General features: G+C 57.7%; 17 protein-coding genes and 4 tRNA genes. All 21 read left to right on the top strand.

Annotated features, from left to right (window positions below; translation table 11 throughout):
• Positions 1 to 195 precede the first annotated feature (195 nt).
• The 21 genes from birA to rpsJ all read left to right on the top strand — a co-directional run bounded on the left by birA (position 196) and on the right by rpsJ (position 21,087).
• Complete coding sequence (gene birA, locus ACQKPS_RS23065) at positions 196 to 1,155, top strand: bifunctional biotin--[acetyl-CoA-carboxylase] ligase/biotin operon repressor BirA (RefSeq protein WP_313203522.1); 960 nt, start codon at positions 196 to 198, stop codon at positions 1,153 to 1,155.
• Positions 1,145 to 1,894 (top strand): pantothenate kinase, encoded by a 750-nt coding sequence (locus ACQKPS_RS23060; protein WP_427605672.1) that lies wholly within the window; start codon positions 1,145 to 1,147, stop codon positions 1,892 to 1,894. Before birA ends, ACQKPS_RS23060 begins: the two co-directional genes overlap by 11 nt.
• Before the next feature lie 7 nt (positions 1,895 to 1,901).
• Positions 1,902 to 2,327, top strand: a complete 426-nt coding sequence (locus ACQKPS_RS23055; protein ID WP_427605671.1) for a hypothetical protein — start codon at positions 1,902 to 1,904, stop codon at positions 2,325 to 2,327.
• Between the two features lie 153 nt (positions 2,328 to 2,480).
• Positions 2,481 to 2,564 (top strand) — tRNA-Tyr (locus ACQKPS_RS23050).
• A gap of 24 nt (positions 2,565 to 2,588) precedes the next feature.
• Positions 2,589 to 2,662: transfer RNA gene (locus ACQKPS_RS23045), tRNA-Gly, on the top strand.
• Positions 2,663 to 2,691: 29 nt separating this feature from the next.
• A tRNA-Thr gene (locus ACQKPS_RS23040) sits at positions 2,692 to 2,767 on the top strand.
• A gap of 79 nt (positions 2,768 to 2,846) precedes the next feature.
• Complete coding sequence (gene tuf / locus ACQKPS_RS23035) at positions 2,847 to 4,040, top strand: elongation factor Tu (RefSeq protein WP_054881963.1); 1,194 nt, start codon at positions 2,847 to 2,849, stop codon at positions 4,038 to 4,040.
• 54 nt (positions 4,041 to 4,094) lie between these two features.
• Positions 4,095 to 4,170, top strand: a tRNA-Trp gene (locus tag ACQKPS_RS23030).
• 44 nt (positions 4,171 to 4,214) lie between these two features.
• On the top strand, positions 4,215 to 4,583 hold the full coding sequence (gene secE, locus ACQKPS_RS23025; RefSeq protein WP_254481636.1) for a preprotein translocase subunit SecE: 369 nt from the start codon (positions 4,215 to 4,217) through the stop codon (positions 4,581 to 4,583).
• A 9-nt stretch (positions 4,584 to 4,592) separates the two neighbouring features.
• Entirely contained in the window at positions 4,593 to 5,126 is a 534-nt protein-coding gene (nusG, locus tag ACQKPS_RS23020) for a transcription termination/antitermination protein NusG (protein ID WP_003255501.1), read from the top strand.
• Positions 5,127 to 5,245: 119 nt separating this feature from the next.
• On the top strand, positions 5,246 to 5,677 hold the full coding sequence (gene rplK, locus ACQKPS_RS23015; protein ID WP_003255500.1) for a 50S ribosomal protein L11: 432 nt from the start codon (positions 5,246 to 5,248) through the stop codon (positions 5,675 to 5,677).
• Positions 5,677 to 6,372, top strand: a complete 696-nt coding sequence (gene rplA / locus ACQKPS_RS23010) for a 50S ribosomal protein L1 (protein ID WP_027919361.1) — start codon at positions 5,677 to 5,679, stop codon at positions 6,370 to 6,372. The genes rplK and rplA overlap by 1 nt, the downstream gene beginning before the upstream one ends.
• Before the next feature lie 198 nt (positions 6,373 to 6,570).
• Positions 6,571 to 7,071, top strand: coding sequence for a 50S ribosomal protein L10 (gene rplJ / locus ACQKPS_RS23005; RefSeq protein ID WP_003257082.1), 501 nt, complete (start codon positions 6,571 to 6,573; stop codon positions 7,069 to 7,071).
• 78 nt (positions 7,072 to 7,149) lie between these two features.
• Complete coding sequence (gene rplL, locus ACQKPS_RS23000; protein WP_054887147.1) at positions 7,150 to 7,518, top strand: 50S ribosomal protein L7/L12; 369 nt, start codon at positions 7,150 to 7,152, stop codon at positions 7,516 to 7,518.
• Between the two features lie 219 nt (positions 7,519 to 7,737).
• Positions 7,738 to 11,811, top strand: a complete 4,074-nt coding sequence (rpoB, locus tag ACQKPS_RS22995) for a DNA-directed RNA polymerase subunit beta (RefSeq protein WP_427605670.1) — start codon at positions 7,738 to 7,740, stop codon at positions 11,809 to 11,811.
• Between the two features lie 64 nt (positions 11,812 to 11,875).
• Positions 11,876 to 16,075: a DNA-directed RNA polymerase subunit beta' gene (gene rpoC / locus ACQKPS_RS22990; RefSeq protein WP_176510300.1), complete on the top strand. Its 4,200-nt coding sequence runs from the start codon at positions 11,876 to 11,878 to the stop codon at positions 16,073 to 16,075.
• Positions 16,076 to 16,286: 211 nt separating this feature from the next.
• Entirely contained in the window at positions 16,287 to 16,658 is a 372-nt protein-coding gene (gene rpsL, locus ACQKPS_RS22985; RefSeq protein WP_003255492.1) for a 30S ribosomal protein S12, read from the top strand.
• Positions 16,659 to 16,764: 106 nt separating this feature from the next.
• Positions 16,765 to 17,235, top strand: coding sequence for a 30S ribosomal protein S7 (rpsG, locus tag ACQKPS_RS22980; RefSeq protein WP_003246741.1), 471 nt, complete (start codon positions 16,765 to 16,767; stop codon positions 17,233 to 17,235).
• A 30-nt stretch (positions 17,236 to 17,265) separates the two neighbouring features.
• The gene (fusA, locus tag ACQKPS_RS22975; protein ID WP_176510301.1) at positions 17,266 to 19,413 is read left to right on the top strand and encodes an elongation factor G; all 2,148 of its coding nucleotides are present in this window, start codon (positions 17,266 to 17,268) and stop codon (positions 19,411 to 19,413) included.
• Between the two features lie 27 nt (positions 19,414 to 19,440).
• Positions 19,441 to 20,634, top strand: coding sequence for an elongation factor Tu (tuf, locus tag ACQKPS_RS22970; RefSeq protein ID WP_054881963.1), 1,194 nt, complete (start codon positions 19,441 to 19,443; stop codon positions 20,632 to 20,634).
• A 141-nt stretch (positions 20,635 to 20,775) separates the two neighbouring features.
• Positions 20,776 to 21,087 (top strand): 30S ribosomal protein S10, encoded by a 312-nt coding sequence (gene rpsJ / locus ACQKPS_RS22965; RefSeq protein WP_003186070.1) that lies wholly within the window; start codon positions 20,776 to 20,778, stop codon positions 21,085 to 21,087.
• The last annotated feature ends 37 nt before the right edge of the window (positions 21,088 to 21,124 follow it).

The following is a 21,124-nucleotide window of genomic DNA, read 5'->3' as shown; positions in this document are numbered from 1 at the left end:
AGTGTGGGGTTTCCCCATGTGAGAGTAGGTCATCGTCAAGATTCATTTCGCAAAACCCCTATCTGCGCATGCAGGTAGGGGTTTTGTCTTTCTGGCCTGAATGCAGGCAATTGTCGCACCCGTGCGCAGCCCTTTTCCTATGCAAGCCAACGACCCCTAGCTATCATGCCAGCCTTATTCCAAGTCGAGACTGGCATGCTGAAGTTGTTGAATCTCCTCAAGGATGGCCGGTTCCATTCCGGAGAAGCCTTGGGGGCGGCCCTCGGGGTGAGTCGCAGCGCCGTTTGGAAGCAGCTGCAACATCTGGAAAGTGAGCTGAACCTCACCATTCATAAAGTTCGAGGGCGTGGTTACCAGTTGGTTGCGCCGCTGAGCTTGCTTGATGCTCAGGCGATTGCTGAGCTCAGCGAGGGTGAGTGCTGGCCCGTTTTCATCCATGAAACAATCGATTCGACCAACGCCGAAGGCCTGCGGCTTGCCAGTGAAGGGCAATCAGCACCCTTCCTGGTCCTGGCCGAGCGCCAGAGTGCTGGGCGTGGCCGGCGAGGACGCACATGGATTAGCCCATTCGCAGAAAACCTCTATTACAGCCTGGTTTTGCGCGTAGACGGTGGCATGCGTCAGTTGGAGGGGCTCAGCCTGGTGGTCGGGTTGGCCGTGATGCGCACGCTGCAGGCGTTTGGTGTAAAGGACGTGGGGTTGAAGTGGCCCAACGATGTCTTGGTTCGCGGGCAGAAGATCACCGGTATTCTTCTTGAGTTAGTGGGCGATCCAGCAGACGTCTGCCATGTGGTGCTTGGCATCGGCATCAATGTGAACATGCAGGTCAATGAGCAGGTCGATCAGCAGTGGACCTCGATGCGGCGTGAGATTGGAGTGACAATTGATCGCAATCGCCTGGTGGCCATGCTCAGCCGGCAACTGCAGCATGAATTGGCCCGTCATCGGCGCTACGGTTTTGCGGCCTTCCAGGAAGAGTGGGAGCAGTCGCACCTGTGGCAGGGGCGTAATGTGTCGCTCGTCGCCGGTGCCACCCGTATCGATGGTGTAGTGCTGGGGGTGGACGGGCAGGGTGGATTGCGCCTTGAAGTCGACGGTGTGGAAAAGAGCTTCAGTGGTGGTGAGCTCAGTTTGAGGTTGCGTGATGATTCTTGAGCTCGATTGCGGTAACAGCTTCATCAAGTGGCGTGTCATTCATGCTGCCGACGCCACCATTGTCGGTGGTGGCATTGTCGATTCGGACCAGGCCCTGGTAGGCGAGGTCGCGGCCCTGCAATCATTGCGTCTAACCGGCTGTCGAATCGTCAGTGTGCGTAGCGAGGATGAAACAGCCGCCCTCTGTGCGCTGATCGCCAAGGCTTTTGCTGTGGTTGCCCGGGTTGCAGAGCCTGCGCAACAAATGGCAGGTGTGCGCAATGGTTATGACGATTACCAGCGCCTCGGCATGGATCGCTGGCTCGCGGTATTGGGTGCTTTCCATCTCGCCAAGGGGGCCTGCCTGGTCATTGATCTGGGCACAGCGGCCAAGGCCGACTTTGTATCGGCCGATGGCGAACACCTGGGGGGCTACATCTGCCCAGGTATGCCGCTCATGCGTAGCCAACTGCGGACGCATACCCGCCGTATTCGCTACGACGACGCTTCGGCTGAGCGGGCTCTGAGCAGCCTTGCGCCAGGGCGCTCCACAGTCGAAGCGGTAGAACGCGGTTGTGTATTGATGCTGCAGGGTTTTGCCCGCACGCAGCTCGAGCAGGCTCGGGCTTTGTGGGGTGAAGACTTCACGGTATTCCTGACGGGAGGGGATGCGCCGCTGGTGCGCGAGGCGGCGCCGCAGGGCAGGGTAGTCCCTGACCTGGTATTTGTCGGCCTGGCCATGGCCTGTCCACTGGACTGAGGTGCTTATGCGTTGGTTGTTTCTGCTGTTGCTGGTGCTTAACGTCTTCTATTACGTCTGGCACCAACAGGAAGCCCCGCTGAAGGCGAAGGATGTCGCGCCGTTGTCGTTGTACAAAGGAAATCAGCAAGAGATCCGTCTGCTCAAGGAGACTGGCGCATCTGCACCGGCCCGACGACGCGATGAATGCCTGGTGGTAGGTGGCCTGATGGCTCGCGATCAACTCGATGCGCTGCGACAGCGCCTGCTAAGCCTGGATATCAATGCTGTGCCGGTGGCTGGCCAGTTGCCTGGTGCCGAAGGTGCCTGGCTCAAGATCTCCCCGGAAAGCGAGCGTTTGCTGGACCAAACCGTGCTCGAGACTCTTTCCAACGATTTCAAAGACTTAAAACATAAAATTATTTTCTGCCAGGGTATTGCAACTGGTGAATAGCTTGATAGAATGGCGCCCGCTTCACAGGGAACACCACTCAGGTGGCAGAACTGGAAGCGAGTGTCAAAGCAGCTAAGTTTCAGATTTGATTGAAAAAATTTGAAAAAAAGCTTGACACTGGGACGGCAGACAAATAGAATGCCGGCCACATCTGGAGGGATTCCCGAGCGGTCAAAGGGGACGGACTGTAAATCCGTTGCGAGAGCTTCGAAGGTTCGAATCCTTCTCCCTCCACCAGTTTTAGCGAGAGCCGCAAGCTCCGCGGGTATAGTTTAGTGGTAGAACCTCAGCCTTCCAAGCTGATGATGCGGGTTCGATTCCCGCTACCCGCTCCAAGTTTGCTGGATTTTGCGCAAAGTGTTTCGCTCTTGTAGCTCAGTTGGTAGAGCACACCCTTGGTAAGGGTGAGGTCAGCGGTTCAAGTCCGCTCAAGAGCTCCATATAAACAAGGCAGATATGAAAATATCTGCCTTTGTTTTATCAGCGTAAGACCATTTTCTTCTGCGGAGGATTGTATCGATGGCTAAGGAAAAGTTTGATCGTTCCCTTCCCCACGTTAACGTCGGCACTATCGGCCACGTTGACCACGGTAAGACCACTCTGACCGCAGCTCTGACTCGCGTCTGCTCCGAAGTTTTCGGTTCGGCAGTCGTTGAGTTCGACAAGATCGACTCGGCTCCGGAAGAAAAAGCGCGCGGTATCACCATCAACACCGCTCACGTCGAGTACAACTCGAACATTCGTCACTACGCTCACGTTGACTGCCCAGGTCACGCTGACTACGTGAAGAACATGATCACCGGTGCTGCCCAGATGGACGGCGCGATCCTGGTTTGCTCGGCCGCCGATGGTCCGATGCCACAAACCCGTGAGCACATCCTGCTGTCCCGTCAGGTTGGCGTTCCGTACATCGTGGTCTTCCTGAACAAGGCTGACCTGGTAGACGACGCTGAGCTGCTGGAACTGGTCGAAATGGAAGTTCGCGACCTGCTGTCCACCTACGACTTCCCAGGCGACGACACTCCGATCATCATCGGTTCGGCTCGTATGGCTCTGGAAGGCAAAGATGACAACGAAATGGGTACTACCGCTGTCAAGAAGCTGGTAGAAACTCTGGATGCCTACATCCCTGAGCCAGTTCGTGCCATCGACCAGCCATTCCTGATGCCAATCGAAGACGTATTCTCGATCTCGGGTCGTGGTACCGTTGTTACCGGTCGTATCGAGCGTGGTATCGTCCGCGTTCAGGATCCGCTGGAAATCGTTGGTCTGCGTGACACCTCCACCACCACCTGCACCGGTGTTGAGATGTTCCGCAAGCTGCTGGACGAAGGCCGTGCTGGCGAGAACTGCGGCGTTCTGCTGCGTGGTACCAAGCGTGACGACGTTGAGCGTGGCCAGGTTCTGGTCAAGCCAGGTTCGGTCAAGCCGCACACCAAGTTCACCGCAGAAGTCTACGTCCTGTCGAAGGAAGAAGGCGGTCGTCACACTCCGTTCTTCAAAGGCTACCGTCCTCAGTTCTACTTCCGTACCACTGACGTGACCGGTAACTGCGAACTGCCGGAAGGCGTTGAAATGGTAATGCCAGGTGACAACATTCAGATGACTGTCACCCTGATCAAGACCATCGCAATGGAAGACGGTCTGCGCTTCGCTATCCGTGAAGGCGGTCGTACCGTCGGCGCCGGCGTCGTAGCAAAAATTATTGAATAAGTAGTTGATTTACTTGATCAGGCCGGTATAATGGCCGGCCTGATACAGCGTTACAGGTCAGTAGCTCAATTGGCAGAGCGACGGTCTCCAAAACCGTAGGTTGGGGGTTCGATTCCCTCCTGACCTGCCATTTCACCTCGGTGTGATGGCTTTCTTCTTACAGGATCCTCCTCGATGACCCCCAAAACTGAAGCCCAAGAATCGCGTTTTGATCTGTTCAAGTGGCTGGCTGTAGTGGCTTTGGTGGTTGTTGGTGTCGTGGGTAATCAGTATTACTCCGCCTCTCCAATCCTGTATCGCGTCCTTGCACTTCTCGCCCTGGCTGCTGTCGCAGGCTTTGTAGCTCTGCAGACTGCGAAGGGTAAGTCGTTCTTTGTGCTGGCGAAGGAAGCTCGTGCCGAGATCCGTAAAGTCGTGTGGCCGACCCGCCAGGAAACCACCCAGACCACGCTGATTGTTGTGGCTGTCGTGCTGGTTATGGCACTGCTGCTGTGGGGTCTTGATTCCCTGCTCGGCTGGGCGGTCTCCCTGATCGTTGGCTAAAGGTGTCCCGTGGCTAAGCGTTGGTATGTTGTGCATGCTTACTCGGGTTACGAGAAGCATGTAATGCGCTCTCTGATCGAGCGCGTGAAGCTGGCAGGCATGGAAGACGGTTTCGGCGAGATCCTGGTCCCGACCGAAGAAGTCGTTGAAATGCGCAATGGCCAGAAGCGCAAAAGTGAGCGCAAATTCTTCCCTGGCTATGTATTGGTCCAGATGGAGATGAACGAAGGGACCTGGCACTTGGTCAAGGATACCCCTCGTGTGATGGGCTTTATCGGTGGTACTGCAGACAAGCCTGCACCGATTACCGATAAAGAAGCTGAAGCTATCCTGCGTCGCGTTGCCGACGGTAGTGACAAGCCGAAGCCGAAGACACTGTTCGAGCCGGGTGAAGTGGTTCGAGTCATTGACGGTCCGTTCGCTGACTTCAATGGTAGTGTCGAAGAGGTTAACTACGAAAAGAGTCGCCTGCAGGTTGCGGTGCTCATTTTCGGTCGCTCTACTCCGGTGGAGCTCGAGTTCAGCCAGGTCGAAAAGGTCTAGGCGGACGAAGCATCCCATACCCCGCAGCCCTGTGTGCTGCGGGGTTTTGTCGTCACTGGGATAAAACGCAAGTCATCCGGGGAGCCAATAGGCGTTCGTACCCGATTTTGGAGTAGCTCATGGCTAAGAAGATTCAGGCTTACATCAAGCTGCAAGTTAAGGCCGGCCAGGCCAACCCAAGCCCACCCGTCGGTCCAGCTCTGGGCCAACACGGTGTGAACATCATGGAATTCTGCAAGGCCTTCAACGCCCGTACTCAGGGTCAAGAAGCCGGCCTGCCGACTCCAGTGATCATCACTGTCTACAGCGACCGTAGCTTCACCTTCGAGACCAAGAGCACCCCTGCCTCGGTTCTGCTGAAGAAAGCTGCTGGCCTGACCAGTGGTTCGGCTCGCCCGAACACCGTTAAAGTCGGTACCGTTACCCGTGCTCAGCTGGAAGATATCGCCAAGGCTAAACAGGCTGATCTGACCGCCGCTGACCTGGACGCAGCTGTACGCACCATCGCTGGCTCTGCCCGCAGCATGGGCCTGAACGTGGAGGGTGTGTAATGGCTAAGCTGACCAAGCGCCAAAAGGCAATCGCCGAGAAAATCGAAGCAGGCAAGGCCTACAACTTCGAAGAAGCCGCAACTCTGCTCGCTTCGCTGCCGGCTGCCAAATTCGTAGAGTCCTACGACATCGCCGTTAACCTCGGTGTTGACCCGCGTAAATCCGACCAGGTCGTTCGTAGCGCTACCGTGCTGCCACACGGCACTGGCAAGACCGTACGTGTTGCTGTCTTCACCCAGGGTCCAGCTGCTGAAGCCGCTCTGGCTGCCGGCGCTGACCGTGTAGGTATGGACGATCTGGCTGCCGAAATGAAAGGCGGCGACCTGAACTATGACGTCGTCATCGCATCGCCTGATGCCATGCGCGTTGTAGGTCAGCTGGGTCAGGTTCTGGGTCCTCGCGGCCTGATGCCTAACCCGAAAGTGGGTACCGTGACCCCAGACGTAGCCGGCGCTGTCAAAAACGCCAAGGCTGGTCAGGTTCGCTACCGTACCGACAAAAACGGTATCATCCACACCTCCGTTGGCAAGATCGGCTTCGAAGCTGACAAGCTGAAGGAAAACGTTGAAGCCCTGATCGCTGACCTGAAGCGTATCAAGCCGGCCTCTTCGAAAGGTATCTACGTCAAGCGCGTTACCCTGAGCACCACCATGGGCCCAGGTCTGATCATCGATCAGAGCTCGCTGAACGTGTAAGAACATGGTGGCGCGACCTGTCGCGCCACCAGCAAAAATTGGGGTCCCTGCCTGGCGGGGGCTATCCAAGACCGTAGGCGGCGCGAGCCTTAAAACCCCAGCCCACGCAGATGGTGCTCCCGATTCGTTTACCGAATCAGACACCAAAACGACATCCGGCTTCGGCCAGATGAAACGGTAAAAACCAGGAGTAAACCCGTGGCAATTAAACTCGAAGACAAGAAGGCCATCGTCGCTGAAGTCAACGAGGCTGCCAAAGTCGCTCTGTCCGCTGTCGTGGCCGATGCCCGTGGTGTGACTGTAGGCGCAATGACCGGACTCCGTAAAGAGGCCCGCGAAGCTGGCGTATACGTACGTGTCGTACGTAACACCCTGCTCAAGCGCGCTGTTGAAGGCACCGAATTCTCGATCCTCAACGACGCGTTCAAAGGCCCGACCCTGATTGCTTTCTCCAACGAACACCCGGGCGCTGCCGCTCGTCTGTTCAAAGAGTTCGCCAAGGGTCAGGACAAGTTCGAGATCAAGGCAGCTGCGTTTGACGGCAAGTTCCTTGCCGCTAACCAGATCGACGTGCTGGCAACCCTGCCAACTCGCGACGAGGCTATCGCACAGCTGATGAGCGTAATCCAAGGTGCAACCAGCAAGCTGGCTCGTACCCTGGCAGCTCTGCGCGACCAGAAAGAAGCTGCTGCTGCCTAAGGCACGCGCAACGCTTTCAAAATCATACGTTTAATTTGATGGCTGCGTAGGCTGTCACCCCAATACAGGATTTAAGTCATGTCTCTGACTAACGAGCAAATCATCGAAGCGATCGGCCAGAAAACCGTTCTGGAAATTGTTGAACTGATCAAAGCGATGGAAGAAACCTTCGGCGTTACCGCTGCTGCCGCTGTTGCCGCTGGCCCAGCTACCGCCGCTGCCGCTGTTGAAGAGCAGACCGAGTTCAACGTTGTTCTGGTTGAAGCCGGCGACAAGAAAGTGAACGTGATCAAAGCCGTTCGCGAACTGACCGGTCTGGGCCTGAAAGAAGCCAAAGAGAAAGTCGACGGCGCTCCTCAGGTTGTAGCTGAAGGCGTTTCGAAAGAAGCCGCTGAAGACGCTAAGAAGAAGCTGGAAGAAGCAGGCGCTAAAGTCGAGCTGAAGTAATTTCGACTTTGCGATGCCAGCCTGAGCGTTGAGCGAAAGGCTGATGGCTGGTGGCTTATGCCACCGGCCTTTTTCCGTTATTGGTGGCTGGTCAAGCCGGCCCCGATAGCACGCTGCAAGACACCCATGTGGGTGCGCAAACCAAGGGGTTTGCACGATTTTCTGGCTGCTCCCGCCGGGAGAAGCCAAACAAGCAGGTGACCAAGCTGGGGAACGCTGATGGCTTACTCATACACTGAGAAAAAACGTATCCGCAAGGACTTTAGCAAGTTGCCGGACGTCATGGATGTGCCATATCTTCTGGCCATCCAGCTGGATTCGTATCGCGAATTCCTGCAAGCGGGAGCATCCAAGGATCAGTTCCGTGACGTCGGCCTGCACGCGGCCTTCAAGTCGGTATTCCCGATCATCAGCTACTCCGGCAATGCTGCCCTGGAGTACGTAGGCTACCGCCTGGGCGATCCCGCCTTCGATGTGAAGGAATGTGTCCTGCGTGGCGTGACCTTCGCGGTCCCACTGCGGGTCAAGGTGCGCCTGATCATCTTCGACAAGGAATCGTCGAACAAAGCGATCAAGGACATCAAAGAGCAAGAAGTCTACATGGGTGAAATCCCCCTGATGACTGAGAACGGTACCTTCGTTATCAACGGTACCGAACGAGTAATCGTTTCCCAGCTGCACCGTTCGCCTGGTGTGTTCTTCGACCACGACCGTGGCAAGACGCACAGCTCCGGCAAGCTGCTGTACTCCGCTCGCATCATCCCTTACCGCGGTTCGTGGCTGGACTTCGAGTTCGACCCGAAAGACTGCGTGTTCGTGCGTATCGACCGTCGCCGCAAACTGCCGGCCTCGGTGCTGCTGCGCGCGCTGGGCTACAGCACGGAAGAAGTGCTCAACACCTTCTACACCACCAACGTGTTCCACATTTCGGGCGAGAAGCTGAGCCTGGAACTGGTACCTCAGCGTCTGCGTGGTGAAGTCGCGGTCATGGACATCCATGACGGCGCTGGCAAGGTCATTGTCGAGCAGGGTCGTCGCATCACTGCGCGCCACGTCAATCAGCTCGAGAAGGCTGGCGTCAACCAGCTGGACGTGCCGATGGAATACGTCCTCGGTCGCACCACCGCCAAGGCCATCGTTCATCCGGCTACCGGCGAGATCCTGGCCGAGTGCAACACCGAGCTGACCACCGAGCTGCTTATCAAGATCGCCAAGGCTCAGGTTGTCCGCATCGAGACCCTGTACACCAACGACATCGATTGCGGTCCGTTCATCTCGGATACCCTGAAGATCGACACCACCAGCAACCAGCTGGAAGCCCTGGTCGAGATCTACCGCATGATGCGTCCAGGCGAGCCGCCGACCAAGGATGCTGCCGAGACCCTGTTCAACAACCTGTTCTTCAGCGCCGAGCGTTACGACCTGTCTGCCGTTGGCCGCATGAAGTTCAACCGTCGTATCGGTCGTACCGAGATCGAAGGTTCGGGCGTGCTGAGCAAAGAAGATATCGTCGAGGTTCTGAAGACCCTGGTCGATATCCGTAACGGCAAAGGCATCGTCGACGACATCGACCACCTGGGTAACCGTCGCGTTCGTTGCGTTGGCGAGATGGCCGAGAACCAGTTCCGCGTTGGCCTGGTACGTGTTGAGCGTGCGGTCAAGGAACGCCTGTCGATGGCTGAAAGCGAAGGCTTGATGCCGCAGGACCTGATCAACGCCAAGCCGGTAGCGGCGGCGGTGAAAGAGTTCTTCGGTTCCAGCCAGCTCTCGCAGTTCATGGACCAGAACAACCCGCTCTCCGAGATCACCCACAAGCGCCGCGTTTCCGCACTCGGCCCTGGTGGTCTGACCCGTGAGCGCGCCGGCTTCGAAGTCCGTGACGTACACCCGACCCACTACGGCCGCGTGTGCCCGATCGAGACCCCTGAAGGCCCGAACATCGGTCTGATCAACTCCCTGGCGGCCTATGCCCGCACCAACCAGTACGGCTTCCTTGAAAGCCCGTACCGCGTGGTGAAGGAAGGCGTGGTCACTGATGACATCGTGTTCCTGTCGGCCATCGAAGAAGCGGATCACGTCATCGCTCAGGCTTCGGCTGCGATGAACGAGAAGAAGCAGCTGATCGATGAGCTGGTAGCGGTTCGTCACCTGAATGAATTCACCGTTAAGGCGCCGGAAGACGTCACCCTGATGGACGTTTCGCCGAAGCAGGTAGTTTCCGTTGCTGCGTCGCTGATTCCGTTCCTCGAGCACGACGACGCCAACCGTGCGTTGATGGGTTCGAACATGCAGCGTCAGGCTGTACCCACCCTGCGTGCTGACAAGCCGCTGGTAGGTACCGGCATGGAGCGCAACGTTGCCCGTGACTCCGGTGTCTGCGTGGTTGCTCGCCGCGGTGGTGTGATCGACTCGGTCGACGCCAGCCGTATCGTCGTTCGCGTAGCCGACGACGAAGTCGAGACCGGTGAAGCAGGTGTGGATATCTACAACCTGACCAAGTACACCCGCTCGAACCAGAACACCTGCATCAACCAGCGTCCGCTGGTGAGCAAAGGTGACAAGGTCCAGCGTGGCGACATCATGGCTGACGGCCCGTCCACCGACATGGGTGAACTGGCGCTGGGCCAGAACATGCGCATCGCGTTCATGGCGTGGAACGGCTTCAACTTCGAAGACTCCATCTGCCTGTCCGAGCGTGTGGTTCAGGAAGACCGCTTCACCACCATCCACATCCAGGAACTGACCTGTGTGGCGCGTGACACCAAGCTTGGCCCAGAGGAAATCACCGCGGACATCCCGAACGTGGGTGAAGCCGCTCTGAACAAGCTGGACGAAGCCGGTATCGTCTACGTGGGTGCCGAAGTCGGCGCTGGCGACATCCTGGTTGGCAAGGTCACGCCGAAGGGCGAAACCCAGCTGACGCCGGAAGAAAAACTGCTGCGCGCGATCTTCGGTGAAAAGGCCAGCGACGTTAAAGACACCTCCCTGCGTGTGCCGACCGGCACAAAGGGTACCGTCATCGACGTACAGGTCTTCACCCGTGATGGCGTAGAGCGCGACAGCCGCGCCCTGTCCATCGAGAAGATGCAGCTGGACGAGATCCGCAAGGACCTCAACGAAGAGTTCCGCATCGTCGAAGGTGCAACCTTCGAGCGTCTGCGTGCTGCCCTGAACGGCCAGGTGGTCGACGGTGGCGCGGGCCTGAAGAAAGGCACCGTGATCACTGACGAAGTGCTGGACGGTCTGGAGCACGGCCAGTGGTTCAAATTGCGCATGGCCGAAGATGCACTGAACGAGCAGCTGGAAAAGGCTCAGCAGTACATCGTCGACCGCCGCCGTCTGCTGGACGACAAGTTCGAAGACAAGAAGCGCAAGCTGCAGCAGGGCGATGACCTGGCTCCAGGCGTACTGAAGATCGTCAAGGTCTACCTGGCAATCCGCCGTCGCATCCAGCCGGGTGACAAGATGGCCGGTCGTCACGGTAACAAGGGTGTCGTCTCGGTGATCATGCCGGTAGAAGACATGCCGCACGACGCCAACGGTACTCCGGTTGACGTGGTACTGAACCCGCTGGGTGTACCTTCGCGTATGAACGTCGGTCAGATCCTTGAAACCCACCTGGGCCTCGCGGCCAAAGGCCTGGGCGAGAAGATCGATCGCATGATCGAAGAGCAGCGTAAAGCCGCTGAACTGCGCACCTTCCTCACCGAGATCTACAACGAGATCGGTGGTCGTCAGGAGAACCTGGACGAGTTCACCGACGAAGAGATCATTGCCCTGGCGAACAACCTGAAGAAAGGCGTGCCGATGGCCACTCCAGTCTTCGACGGTGCCAAGGAACGTGAGATCAAGGCCATGCTGAAACTGGCAGACCTGCCAGAAAGCGGCCAGATGGTGCTGTTCGACGGCCGTACCGGCAACAAGTTCGAGCGTCCTGTGACCGTTGGTTACATGTACATGCTCAAGCTGAACCACTTGGTGGACGACAAGATGCACGCGCGTTCCACTGGTTCCTACAGCCTGGTTACCCAGCAGCCGCTGGGTGGTAAGGCGCAGTTCGGTGGTCAGCGTTTCGGGGAGATGGAAGTGTGGGCGCTGGAAGCATACGGCGCGGCATACACTCTGCAAGAAATGCTCACAGTGAAGTCGGACGACGTGAACGGCCGTACCAAGATGTACAAGAACATCGTGGATGGCGATCACCGTATGGAGCCGGGCATGCCCGAGTCCTTCAACGTGTTGATCAAAGAGATCCGTTCGCTCGGTATCGATATCGATCTGGAAACCGAATAACACGTGACGCGAAGGGGAGTGGGGCAGGTAATGCCCGCTCCCTGCTCCGCCAGGAGGAAAGGCCTTGAAAGACCTACTGAATTTGCTGAAAAACCAGGGTCAAGTCGAAGAGTTCGACGCCATCCGCATCGGTCTGGCGTCGCCTGAAATGATCCGTTCGTGGTCGTTCGGTGAAGTTAAGAAGCCGGAAACCATCAACTACCGCACGTTCAAGCCTGAGCGTGACGGCCTGTTCTGCGCCAAGATCTTTGGCCCAGTCAAGGACTACGAGTGCCTGTGCGGCAAGTACAAGCGCCTCAAGCACCGTGGCGTGATCTGCGAGAAGTGCGGCGTTGAAGTTGCCCTGGCCAAGGTTCGTCGTGAGCGCATGGCGCACATCGAACTGGCCTCGCCGGTTGCCCACATCTGGTTCCTGAAGTCGCTGCCGTCCCGTATCGGCCTGCTGATGGACATGACCCTGCGTGACATCGAGCGCGTGCTCTACTTCGAGAGCTACGTCGTGATCGACCCAGGCATGACCACCCTCGAGAAGGGCCAGCTGCTGAACGACGAGCAGTACTTCGAAGCGCTGGAAGAGTTCGGTGATGACTTCGACGCCCGCATGGGTGCCGAGGCTGTCCGCGAGCTGCTGCATGCTATCGACCTGGAGCACGAGATCGGCCGCCTGCGCGAAGAGATTCCGCAGACCAACTCGGAAACCAAGATCAAGAAGCTGTCCAAGCGCCTGAAGCTGATGGAAGCGTTCCAGGGCTCGGGTAACCTGCCTGAGTGGATGGTCCTGACCGTCCTGCCAGTACTGCCGCCGGACCTGCGTCCGCTGGTACCGCTGGATGGCGGCCGCTTCGCGACCTCCGACCTGAACGATCTGTATCGTCGGGTGATCAACCGTAACAACCGTCTGAAGCGCCTGCTCGATCTGTCGGCGCCGGACATCATCGTGCGCAACGAAAAGCGCATGCTGCAGGAAGCGGTCGACGCCCTGCTGGACAACGGCCGTCGCGGTCGCGCCATCACTGGCTCGAACAAGCGTCCGCTGAAGTCCCTGGCCGACATGATCAAAGGTAAGCAAGGTCGTTTCCGTCAGAACTTGCTCGGTAAGCGTGTGGACTACTCCGGCCGTTCGGTAATTACCGTAGGCCCGACCCTGCGTCTGCACCAGTGCGGTCTGCCGAAGAAGATGGCCCTCGAGCTGTTCAAGCCGTTCATTTTCGGCAAGCTGGAAATGCGTGGTCTGGCGACCACCATCAAGGCTGCCAAGAAGATGGTCGAGCGCGAGCTGCCGGAGGTGTGGGACGTTCTCGCCGAAGTGATTCGCGAACACCCCGTGCTGCTTAACCGTGCACCGACCCTGCACCGTCTGGGTATCCAGGCATTCGAACCGGTACTGATCGAAGGTAAGGCCATCCAGCTGCACCCGTTGGTGTGCGCCGCGTACAACGCCGACTTCGACGGTGACCAGATGGCCGTTCACGTGCCGCTGACGCTGGAAGCCCAGCTCGAAGCGCGCGCGCTGATGATGTCGACCAACAACATCCTGTCGCCAGCCAACGGTGAGCCAATCATCGTTCCGTCGCAGGACGTTGTACTGGGTCTGTACTACATGACCCGTGAAGCCATCAACGCCAAGGGTGAAGGTCGCGTATTCGCCGACCTGCAGGAAGTCGACCGCGTATTCCGCGCCGGCGAAGCTGCCCTGCACGCGAAGATCAAGGTTCGTATCAACGAAACCGTGAAAGAGCGTGACGGTTCGGTGGTCAAGAATACCCGCATCGTCGACACCACCGTCGGCCGTGCGCTGCTGTTCCAGGTTGTACCGGCAGGCCTGCCGTACGATGTGGTCAACCAGCCGATGAAGAAGAAGGCGATCTCCAAGCTGATCAACCAGTGCTACCGCGTGGTTGGCCTGAAAGAGACCGTTATCTTCGCTGACCAGCTGATGTACACCGGTTTCGCCTACTCGACCATTTCCGGCGTTTCCATCGGTGTTAACGACTTCGTTATCCCGGATGAGAAAGCCCGCATCATCGGTAACGCTACCGACGAAGTGAAGGAAATCGAGAGCCAGTACGCGTCCGGCCTGGTAACCCAGGGCGAGAAGTACAACAAGGTCATCGACTTGTGGTCGAAGGCGAACGACGAAGTATCCAAGGCGATGATGGCCAACCTCTCGAAAGAGAAGGTCATCGACCGCGACGGCAACGAAGTCGACCAAGAGTCCTTCAACTCGATGTACATGATGGCTGACTCGGGTGCGCGGGGTTCCGCAGCCCAGATCCGTCAGCTGGCTGGTATGCGTGGCCTGATGGCCAAGCCGGACGGCTCGATCATCGAGACGCCGATCACCGCGAACTTCCGTGAAGGTCTGAGCGTACTCCAGTACTTCATCTCGACCCACGGTGCTCGTAAGGGTCTGGCGGATACCGCACTGAAGACTGCGAACTCCGGTTACCTGACCCGTCGTCTGGTAGACGTTGCGCAAGACCTGGTCGTGACCGAGATCGACTGCGGCACCGACCAGGGCCTGCTGATGACCCCGCACATCGAAGGCGGCGACGTTGTAGAGCCGCTGGGCGAGCGTGTACTGGGTCGTGTCATTGCCCGTGACGTGTTCAAGCCAGGCACCGAGGACGTCATCGTTCCGGCCGGTACCCTGGTCGACGAGCAGTGGGTCGAGTTCATCGAGCTGAACAGCATCGACGAAGTGATCGTGCGTTCGCCGATCAACTGCGAAACCCGCTTCGGTATCTGCGCCAAGTGCTACGGTCGCGACCTGGCTCGTGGTCACCAGGTGAACATCGGTGAAGCTGTCGGCGTTATCGCTGCACAGTCGATCGGTGAGCCGGGTACCCAGCTGACCATGCGTACGTTCCACATCGGTGGTGCTGCAAGCCGTACCTCGGCTGCCGACAGCGTCCAGGTGAAGAACGGCGGTATGGTCCGCCTGCACAACCTGAAACAGGTTGAGCGTGCCGACGGTAACCTGGTTGCCGTATCGCGTTCCGGCGAGCTGGCCATTGCCGACGAATTCGGTCGTGAGCGTGAGCGCTACAAGCTGCCTTACGGTGCGGTGATTTCGGTCAAGGAAGGTGACAAGGTCGAAGCTGGCGCCATCGTCGCCAAGTGGGACCCGCACACCCACCCGATCGTTACCGAGCTGAAAGGTACCGTGACCTTCGTGGGCATGGAAGAGAACATCACCATCAAGCGTCAGACAGATGAACTGACCGGCTTGACCAACATTGAAGTAATGGACGTCAAGGATCGCCCTGCCGCAGGCAAGGAAATCCGTCCGGCAATCAAGATGGTCGACGCCGCTGGCAAGGATCTGTACCTGCCGGGTACCGACGTACCTGCCCAGTACTTCCTGCCGGCCAACGCCCTCGTGGGTGTGGCTGACGGTGCCCAGATCGGTGTTGGTGACGTTATCGCGCGTATTCCGCAAGAAACGTCGAAGACCCGTGACATCACCGGTGGTCTGCCACGCGTTGCCGACCTGTTCGAAGCGCGCCGTCCGAAGGAAGCCTCGATTCTGGCTGAAGTCAGCGGCACCATCGCGTTCGGCAAGGAGACCAAGGGCAAGCGTCGTCTGGTCATTACTCCGACCGACGGCAGCGAGCCGTACGAAGAGCTGATTCCGAAGTGGCGCCACCTGAACGTCTTCGAAGGCGAACAGGTAAACCGCGGCGAAGTCATCTCCGACGGCCCGAGCGATCCGCACGACATCCTGCGTCTGCTGGGTGTGAGCGCGCTGGCGAAGTACATCGTCAACGAGATCCAGGACGTTTACCGTCTGCAAGGCGTTAAGATCAACGACAAGCACATCGAGACCATCCTGCGTCAAATGCTGCGCAAGGTCGAGATCGCCGAGTCGGGTGACTCCAGCTTCATCAAGGGCGACCAGATGGAACTGACCCAGGTGTTGATGGAAAACGAGCGCCTGGCAGCGGAAGACAAGTTCGTCTCCAAGTACACCCGCGTGCTGCTGGGTATCACCAAGGCCTCGTTGTCGACCGAGTCGTTCATCTCCGCGGCTTCCTTCCAGGAAACCACCCGCGTACTGACCGAAGCGGCTGTAACCGGCAAGCGCGACTACCTGCGCGGCCTGAAAGAGAACGTGGTCGTGGGTCGTCTGATCCCGGCTGGTACCGGTCTGGCCTACCACAGCGAGCGCAAGCGTCGCCGTGATGCCGACAAACCGCTGCGTGTAAGCGCCAGTGAGGTGGAAGCCGCACTGACCGAAGCGCTGAACTCCAGCGGCAACTAAGTACAGGGCAGGGCCCCGGCAAACCTCGAACGACCCTCGGTGACACGAAATGTTGCCGATGATCGGGCGAGGAGGGCCGGGGCCTCGTCTTGACTGGGTGCAAGATCCTCCGTAGACTTTTGTACCCTTAAATTTGGTGAGGCTCCGTCTCGCCAATTTTTGGCTTTCTTGCAAGACAATAGAGTCGCAAGACAATCAGTGGAGCTAGTAGATGGCAACTATCAACCAGCTGGTACGTCAGCCGCGTAAGCGTTCGGTCGAGAAGTCCGACGTTCCTGCGCTGCAGAACTGCCCGCAGCGTCGTGGCGTGTGCACCCGCGTGTACACCACCACGCCGAAAAAACCTAACTCGGCACTGCGTAAAGTATGCCGTGTGCGTCTGACCAACGGTTTCGAGGTTTCCTCGTACATCGGTGGTGAAGGCCACAACCTGCAAGAGCACAGCGTCGTCCTGATCCGTGGCGGCCGTGTAAAAGACTTGCCAGGTGTTCGTTACCACACCGTTCGCGGCTCTCTGGATACTTCGGGCGTTAAAGGCCGTAACCAGGGTCGTTCGAAATACGGTACCAAGCGTCCGAAGTAATCGGCCGTTTGCAGACATCCATTTTTTTGAGTCGATAAGAGTAAGGTCGGGCAGGGGTCGAAGACCCACGTCCCGGGCTAACCTGAAGACCGTTTGAGGGCTTATCATGCCAAGACGTCGTGTAGCAGCAAAACGTGAGATCCTTGACGATCCGAAGTACGGATCCCAGATCCTCGCCAAGTTCATGAACCACGTGATGGAAAGCGGCAAGAAGGCCGTAGCCGAGCGCATCGTTTACGGTGCCCTGGATACCGTCAAAGCACGCAAGAACAGCGACCCCCTGGAAATCTTCGAGAAAGCTCTCGACGCCATCGCTCCGCTGGTCGAAGTAAAGTCCCGCCGTGTCGGCGGTGCCACTTACCAGGTTCCGGTTGAAGTTCGTCCATCCCGTCGTAACGCTCTGGCAATGCGCTGGCTCGTAGACTACGCCCGCAAGCGTGGCGAGAAGTCGATGGCTCTGCGCCTGGCCGGTGAGCTGCTGGATGCTGCCGAAGGCAAAGGTGCTGCAGTCAAGAAGCGTGAAGACGTGCACCGTATGGCTGAAGCCAACAAAGCGTTCTCGCACTACCGCTTCTAATTCAAGCATCAATTATTTTGCGAGGGCTTTATGGCTCGTACTACAGCAATTAACCGCTACCGTAACATCGGTATCTGCGCCCACGTTGACGCGGGCAAGACTACCACTACCGAGCGGATCCTGTTCTACACAGGTCTGAGCCACAAGATGGGCGAGGTGCATGACGGCGCCGCGACCACCGACTGGATGGTGCAGGAGCAGGAGCGCGGTATCACCATTACCTCCGCTGCCGTTACCACCTTCTGGAAAGGTTCCCGTGGTCAGTACGACAACTACCGCGTAAACGTCATCGATACCCCCGGCCACGTTGACTTCACCATTGAAGTTGAGCGTTCGCTGCGTGTACTCGACGGCGCGGTCGTTGTGTTCTGCGGTACCTCCGGCGTTGAGCCGCAGTCCGAAACCGTATGGCGTCAGGCCAACAAGTACGGCGTTCCACGTGTTGTCTACGTGAACAAGATGGACCGTGCCGGTGCCAACTTCCTGCGCGTTGTCGGCCAGATCAAGAACCGCCTGGGTCACACCCCGGTTCCGATCCAGCTGGCTATCGGTGCGGAAGACGACTTCCAGGGTCAGGTCGACCTGATCAAGATGAAAGCCATCTACTGGAACGAAGACGACAAGGGTACTACCTACCGTGAGGAAGAGATTCCTGCGGATCTGGTCGACTTGGCTAACGAATGGCGCAACAACATGGTTGAAGCCGCCGCCGAAGCCAGCGAAGAGCTGATGAACAAGTACCTTGAAGAAGGTGAGCTGACCGTCGAAGAAATCAAGGCAGGCCTGCGCGCGCGCACCCTGGCCAGCGAGATCGTTCCGGCTGTCTGCGGTTCGTCGTTCAAGAACAAGGGCGTTCCCCTGGTTCTCGACGCCGTCATCGACTTCCTGCCTGCTCCGACCGAAATTCCTGCGATCAAGGGTATCCACCCTGATCTGGCCGAAGTGCCGAAGGATGAAGTCACTCCTGAGCAGTACGACGAGCGTCACGCCAGCGATGACGAGCCGTTCTCGGCTCTGGCATTCAAGATTGCTACCGACCCGTTCGTTGGTACTCTGACCTTCGTCCGCGTTTATTCGGGCTTCCTGACCTCCGGTGACTCCGTCATCAACTCGGTCAAGGGCAAGAAAGAGCGCGTTGGTCGTATGGTGCAGATGCACGCCAACCAGCGTGAAGAAATCAAGGAAGTACGTGCAGGCGACATCGCTGCTCTGATCGGCATGAAGGACGTCACCACCGGTGACACCCTGTGCAACGCCGACAAGCCGATCATCCTCGAGCGTATGGACTTCCCTGAGCCGGTAATTTCGCTCTCCGTAGAGCCGAAAACCAAGGCTGACCAGGAGAAGATGGGTATCGCTCTGGGCAAGCTGGCCCAGGAAGACCCGTCGTTCCGCGTCAAGACCGACGAAGAAACCGGCCAGACCATCATCTCCGGTATGGGCGAGCTGCACCTGGACATCCTCGTTGACCGCATGAAGCGCGAGTTCAACGTCGAAGCCAACATCGGTAAGCCGCAGGTTTCGTACCGCGAGAAGATCACCAAGTCCAACGTCGAAATCGAAGGCAAATTCGTTCGTCAGTCGGGCGGTCGTGGTCAGTTCGGTCACTGCTGGATCCGTTTCTCGGAGCCGGATCAGGACGACAAGGGCAACATCACCGAAGGTCTGGTGTTCGCCAACGAAGTCGTTGGTGGTGTGATTCCTAAGGAATACATCCCTGCGATCCAGAAGGGTATCGAAGAGCAGATGAAAAACGGCGTTGTTGCCGGTTATCCTCTGATCGGCCTGAAGGCTGCGGTATTCGATGGTTCGTACCACGACGTCGACTCCAACGAAATGGCGTTCAAGATCGCTGCTTCGATGGCAACCAAGCAACTGGCCCAGAAGGGCGGTGGCGTGGTTCTCGAGCCGATCATGAAGGTCGAAGTTGTAACCCCGGAAGACTACCTGGGTGACGTGATGGGTGACCTGAACCGTCGTCGTGGTCTGGTACAGGGTATGGATGAGTCGGTCTCTGGCCGTGTCGTCCGCGCTGAAGTTCCGCTCGGAGAGATGTTCGGTTACGCAACCGACGTTCGTTCCATGTCTCAGGGTCGCGCAAGCTACTCCATGGAATTCTCCAAATACGCCGAAGCTCCGTCGAACATCGTCGAAGCACTCGTTAAAAAACAAGGCTAATCCCCTTTAGGCAAGAGGTTCACTGTCGTGGCTAAAGAAAAATTTGATCGTTCCCTTCCCCACGTTAACGTCGGCACCATCGGCCACGTTGACCACGGTAAGACCACTCTGACCGCAGCTCTGACTCGCGTCTGCTCCGAAGTTTTCGGTTCGGCAGTCGTTGAGTTCGACAAGATCGACTCGGCTCCGGAAGAAAAAGCGCGCGGTATCACCATCAACACCGCTCACGTCGAGTACAACTCGAACATTCGTCACTACGCTCACGTTGACTGCCCAGGTCACGCTGACTACGTGAAGAACATGATCACCGGTGCTGCCCAGATGGACGGCGCGATCCTGGTTTGCTCGGCCGCCGATGGTCCGATGCCACAAACCCGTGAGCACATCCTGCTGTCCCGTCAGGTTGGCGTTCCGTACATCGTGGTCTTCCTGAACAAGGCTGACCTGGTAGACGACGCTGAGCTGCTGGAACTGGTCGAAATGGAAGTTCGCGACCTGCTGTCCACCTACGACTTCCCAGGCGACGACACTCCGATCATCATCGGTTCGGCTCGTATGGCTCTGGAAGGCAAAGATGACAACGAAATGGGTACTACCGCTGTCAAGAAGCTGGTAGAAACTCTGGATGCCTACATCCCTGAGCCAGTTCGTGCCATCGACCAGCCATTCCTGATGCCAATCGAAGACGTATTCTCGATCTCGGGTCGTGGTACCGTTGTTACCGGTCGTATCGAGCGTGGTATCGTCCGCGTTCAGGATCCGCTGGAAATCGTTGGTCTGCGTGACACCTCCACCACCACCTGCACCGGTGTTGAGATGTTCCGCAAGCTGCTGGACGAAGGCCGTGCTGGCGAGAACTGCGGCGTTCTGCTGCGTGGTACCAAGCGTGACGACGTTGAGCGTGGCCAGGTTCTGGTCAAGCCAGGTTCGGTCAAGCCGCACACCAAGTTCACCGCAGAAGTCTACGTCCTGTCGAAGGAAGAAGGCGGTCGTCACACTCCGTTCTTCAAAGGCTACCGTCCTCAGTTCTACTTCCGTACCACTGACGTGACCGGTAACTGCGAACTGCCGGAAGGCGTTGAAATGGTAATGCCAGGTGACAACATTCAGATGACTGTCACCCTGATCAAGACCATCGCAATGGAAGACGGTCTGCGCTTCGCTATCCGTGAAGGCGGTCGTACCGTCGGCGCCGGCGTCGTAGCCAAAATCATCGAGTAATCACTCGACCGATTGAAAAAACCCCCGCTCAGCGGGGGTTTTTTTTATTGGGTTGACACTAAATGGGGGCGTCTATAGAATCACGCCTCCTTTTAGCGGGCGTAGTGCGTCCGTTGGGAACAGCCTGGAGTCTGAAATCCAATGCAAAATCAGCAAATCCGTATCAGGTTGAAGGCTTTCGACCATCGCCTGATCGACCAATCCACCCAGGAAATCGTGGAAACCGCGAAACGTACTGGTGCACAAGTGCGTGGTCCAATTCCACTGCCTACCCGCAAAGAGCGTTTCACCGTTCTGGTCTCCCCGCACGTCAATAAAGACGCGCGTGACCAGTACGAGATTCGCACTCATAAGCGTGTTCTGGACATCGTCCAGCCAACGGATAAAACCGTTGACGCGCTGATGAAGCTCGATCTGGCGGCAGGTGTGGAAGTACAGATCAGCCTCGGCTAAGACTTCGGTCTAGTCGTGTAACGCTCTGAAATGGGCG

Source organism: Pseudomonas sp. NPDC086566, from assembly GCF_050280885.1.
GTDB classification, from domain to species: Bacteria; Pseudomonadota; Gammaproteobacteria; order Pseudomonadales; family Pseudomonadaceae; genus Aquipseudomonas; species Aquipseudomonas vlassakiae.
This window is presented reverse-complemented; position numbering and strand designations above follow the sequence as displayed.

Excerpts from the sequence above, each read along its gene's own strand:
- birA (WP_313203522.1), top strand. The coding sequence starts at position 196 with ATGCTGAAGTTGTTGAATCTCCTCAAGGATGGCCGGTTCCATTCCGGA.
- ACQKPS_RS23060 (WP_427605672.1), top strand. The coding sequence starts at position 1,145 with ATGATTCTTGAGCTCGATTGCGGTAACAGCTTCATCAAGTGGCGTGTC.
- ACQKPS_RS23055 (WP_427605671.1), top strand. The coding sequence starts at position 1,902 with ATGCGTTGGTTGTTTCTGCTGTTGCTGGTGCTTAACGTCTTCTATTAC.
- tuf (WP_054881963.1), top strand. The coding sequence starts at position 2,847 with ATGGCTAAGGAAAAGTTTGATCGTTCCCTTCCCCACGTTAACGTCGGC.
- secE (WP_254481636.1), top strand. The coding sequence starts at position 4,215 with ATGACCCCCAAAACTGAAGCCCAAGAATCGCGTTTTGATCTGTTCAAG.
- rplK (WP_003255500.1), top strand. The coding sequence starts at position 5,246 with ATGGCTAAGAAGATTCAGGCTTACATCAAGCTGCAAGTTAAGGCCGGC.
- rplA (WP_027919361.1), top strand. The coding sequence starts at position 5,677 with ATGGCTAAGCTGACCAAGCGCCAAAAGGCAATCGCCGAGAAAATCGAA.
- rplL (WP_054887147.1), top strand. The coding sequence starts at position 7,150 with ATGTCTCTGACTAACGAGCAAATCATCGAAGCGATCGGCCAGAAAACC.
- rpoB (WP_427605670.1), top strand. The coding sequence starts at position 7,738 with ATGGCTTACTCATACACTGAGAAAAAACGTATCCGCAAGGACTTTAGC.
- rpsL (WP_003255492.1), top strand. The coding sequence starts at position 16,287 with ATGGCAACTATCAACCAGCTGGTACGTCAGCCGCGTAAGCGTTCGGTC.
- rpsG (WP_003246741.1), top strand. The coding sequence starts at position 16,765 with ATGCCAAGACGTCGTGTAGCAGCAAAACGTGAGATCCTTGACGATCCG.
- fusA (WP_176510301.1), top strand. The coding sequence starts at position 17,266 with ATGGCTCGTACTACAGCAATTAACCGCTACCGTAACATCGGTATCTGC.
- rpsJ (WP_003186070.1), top strand. The coding sequence starts at position 20,776 with ATGCAAAATCAGCAAATCCGTATCAGGTTGAAGGCTTTCGACCATCGC.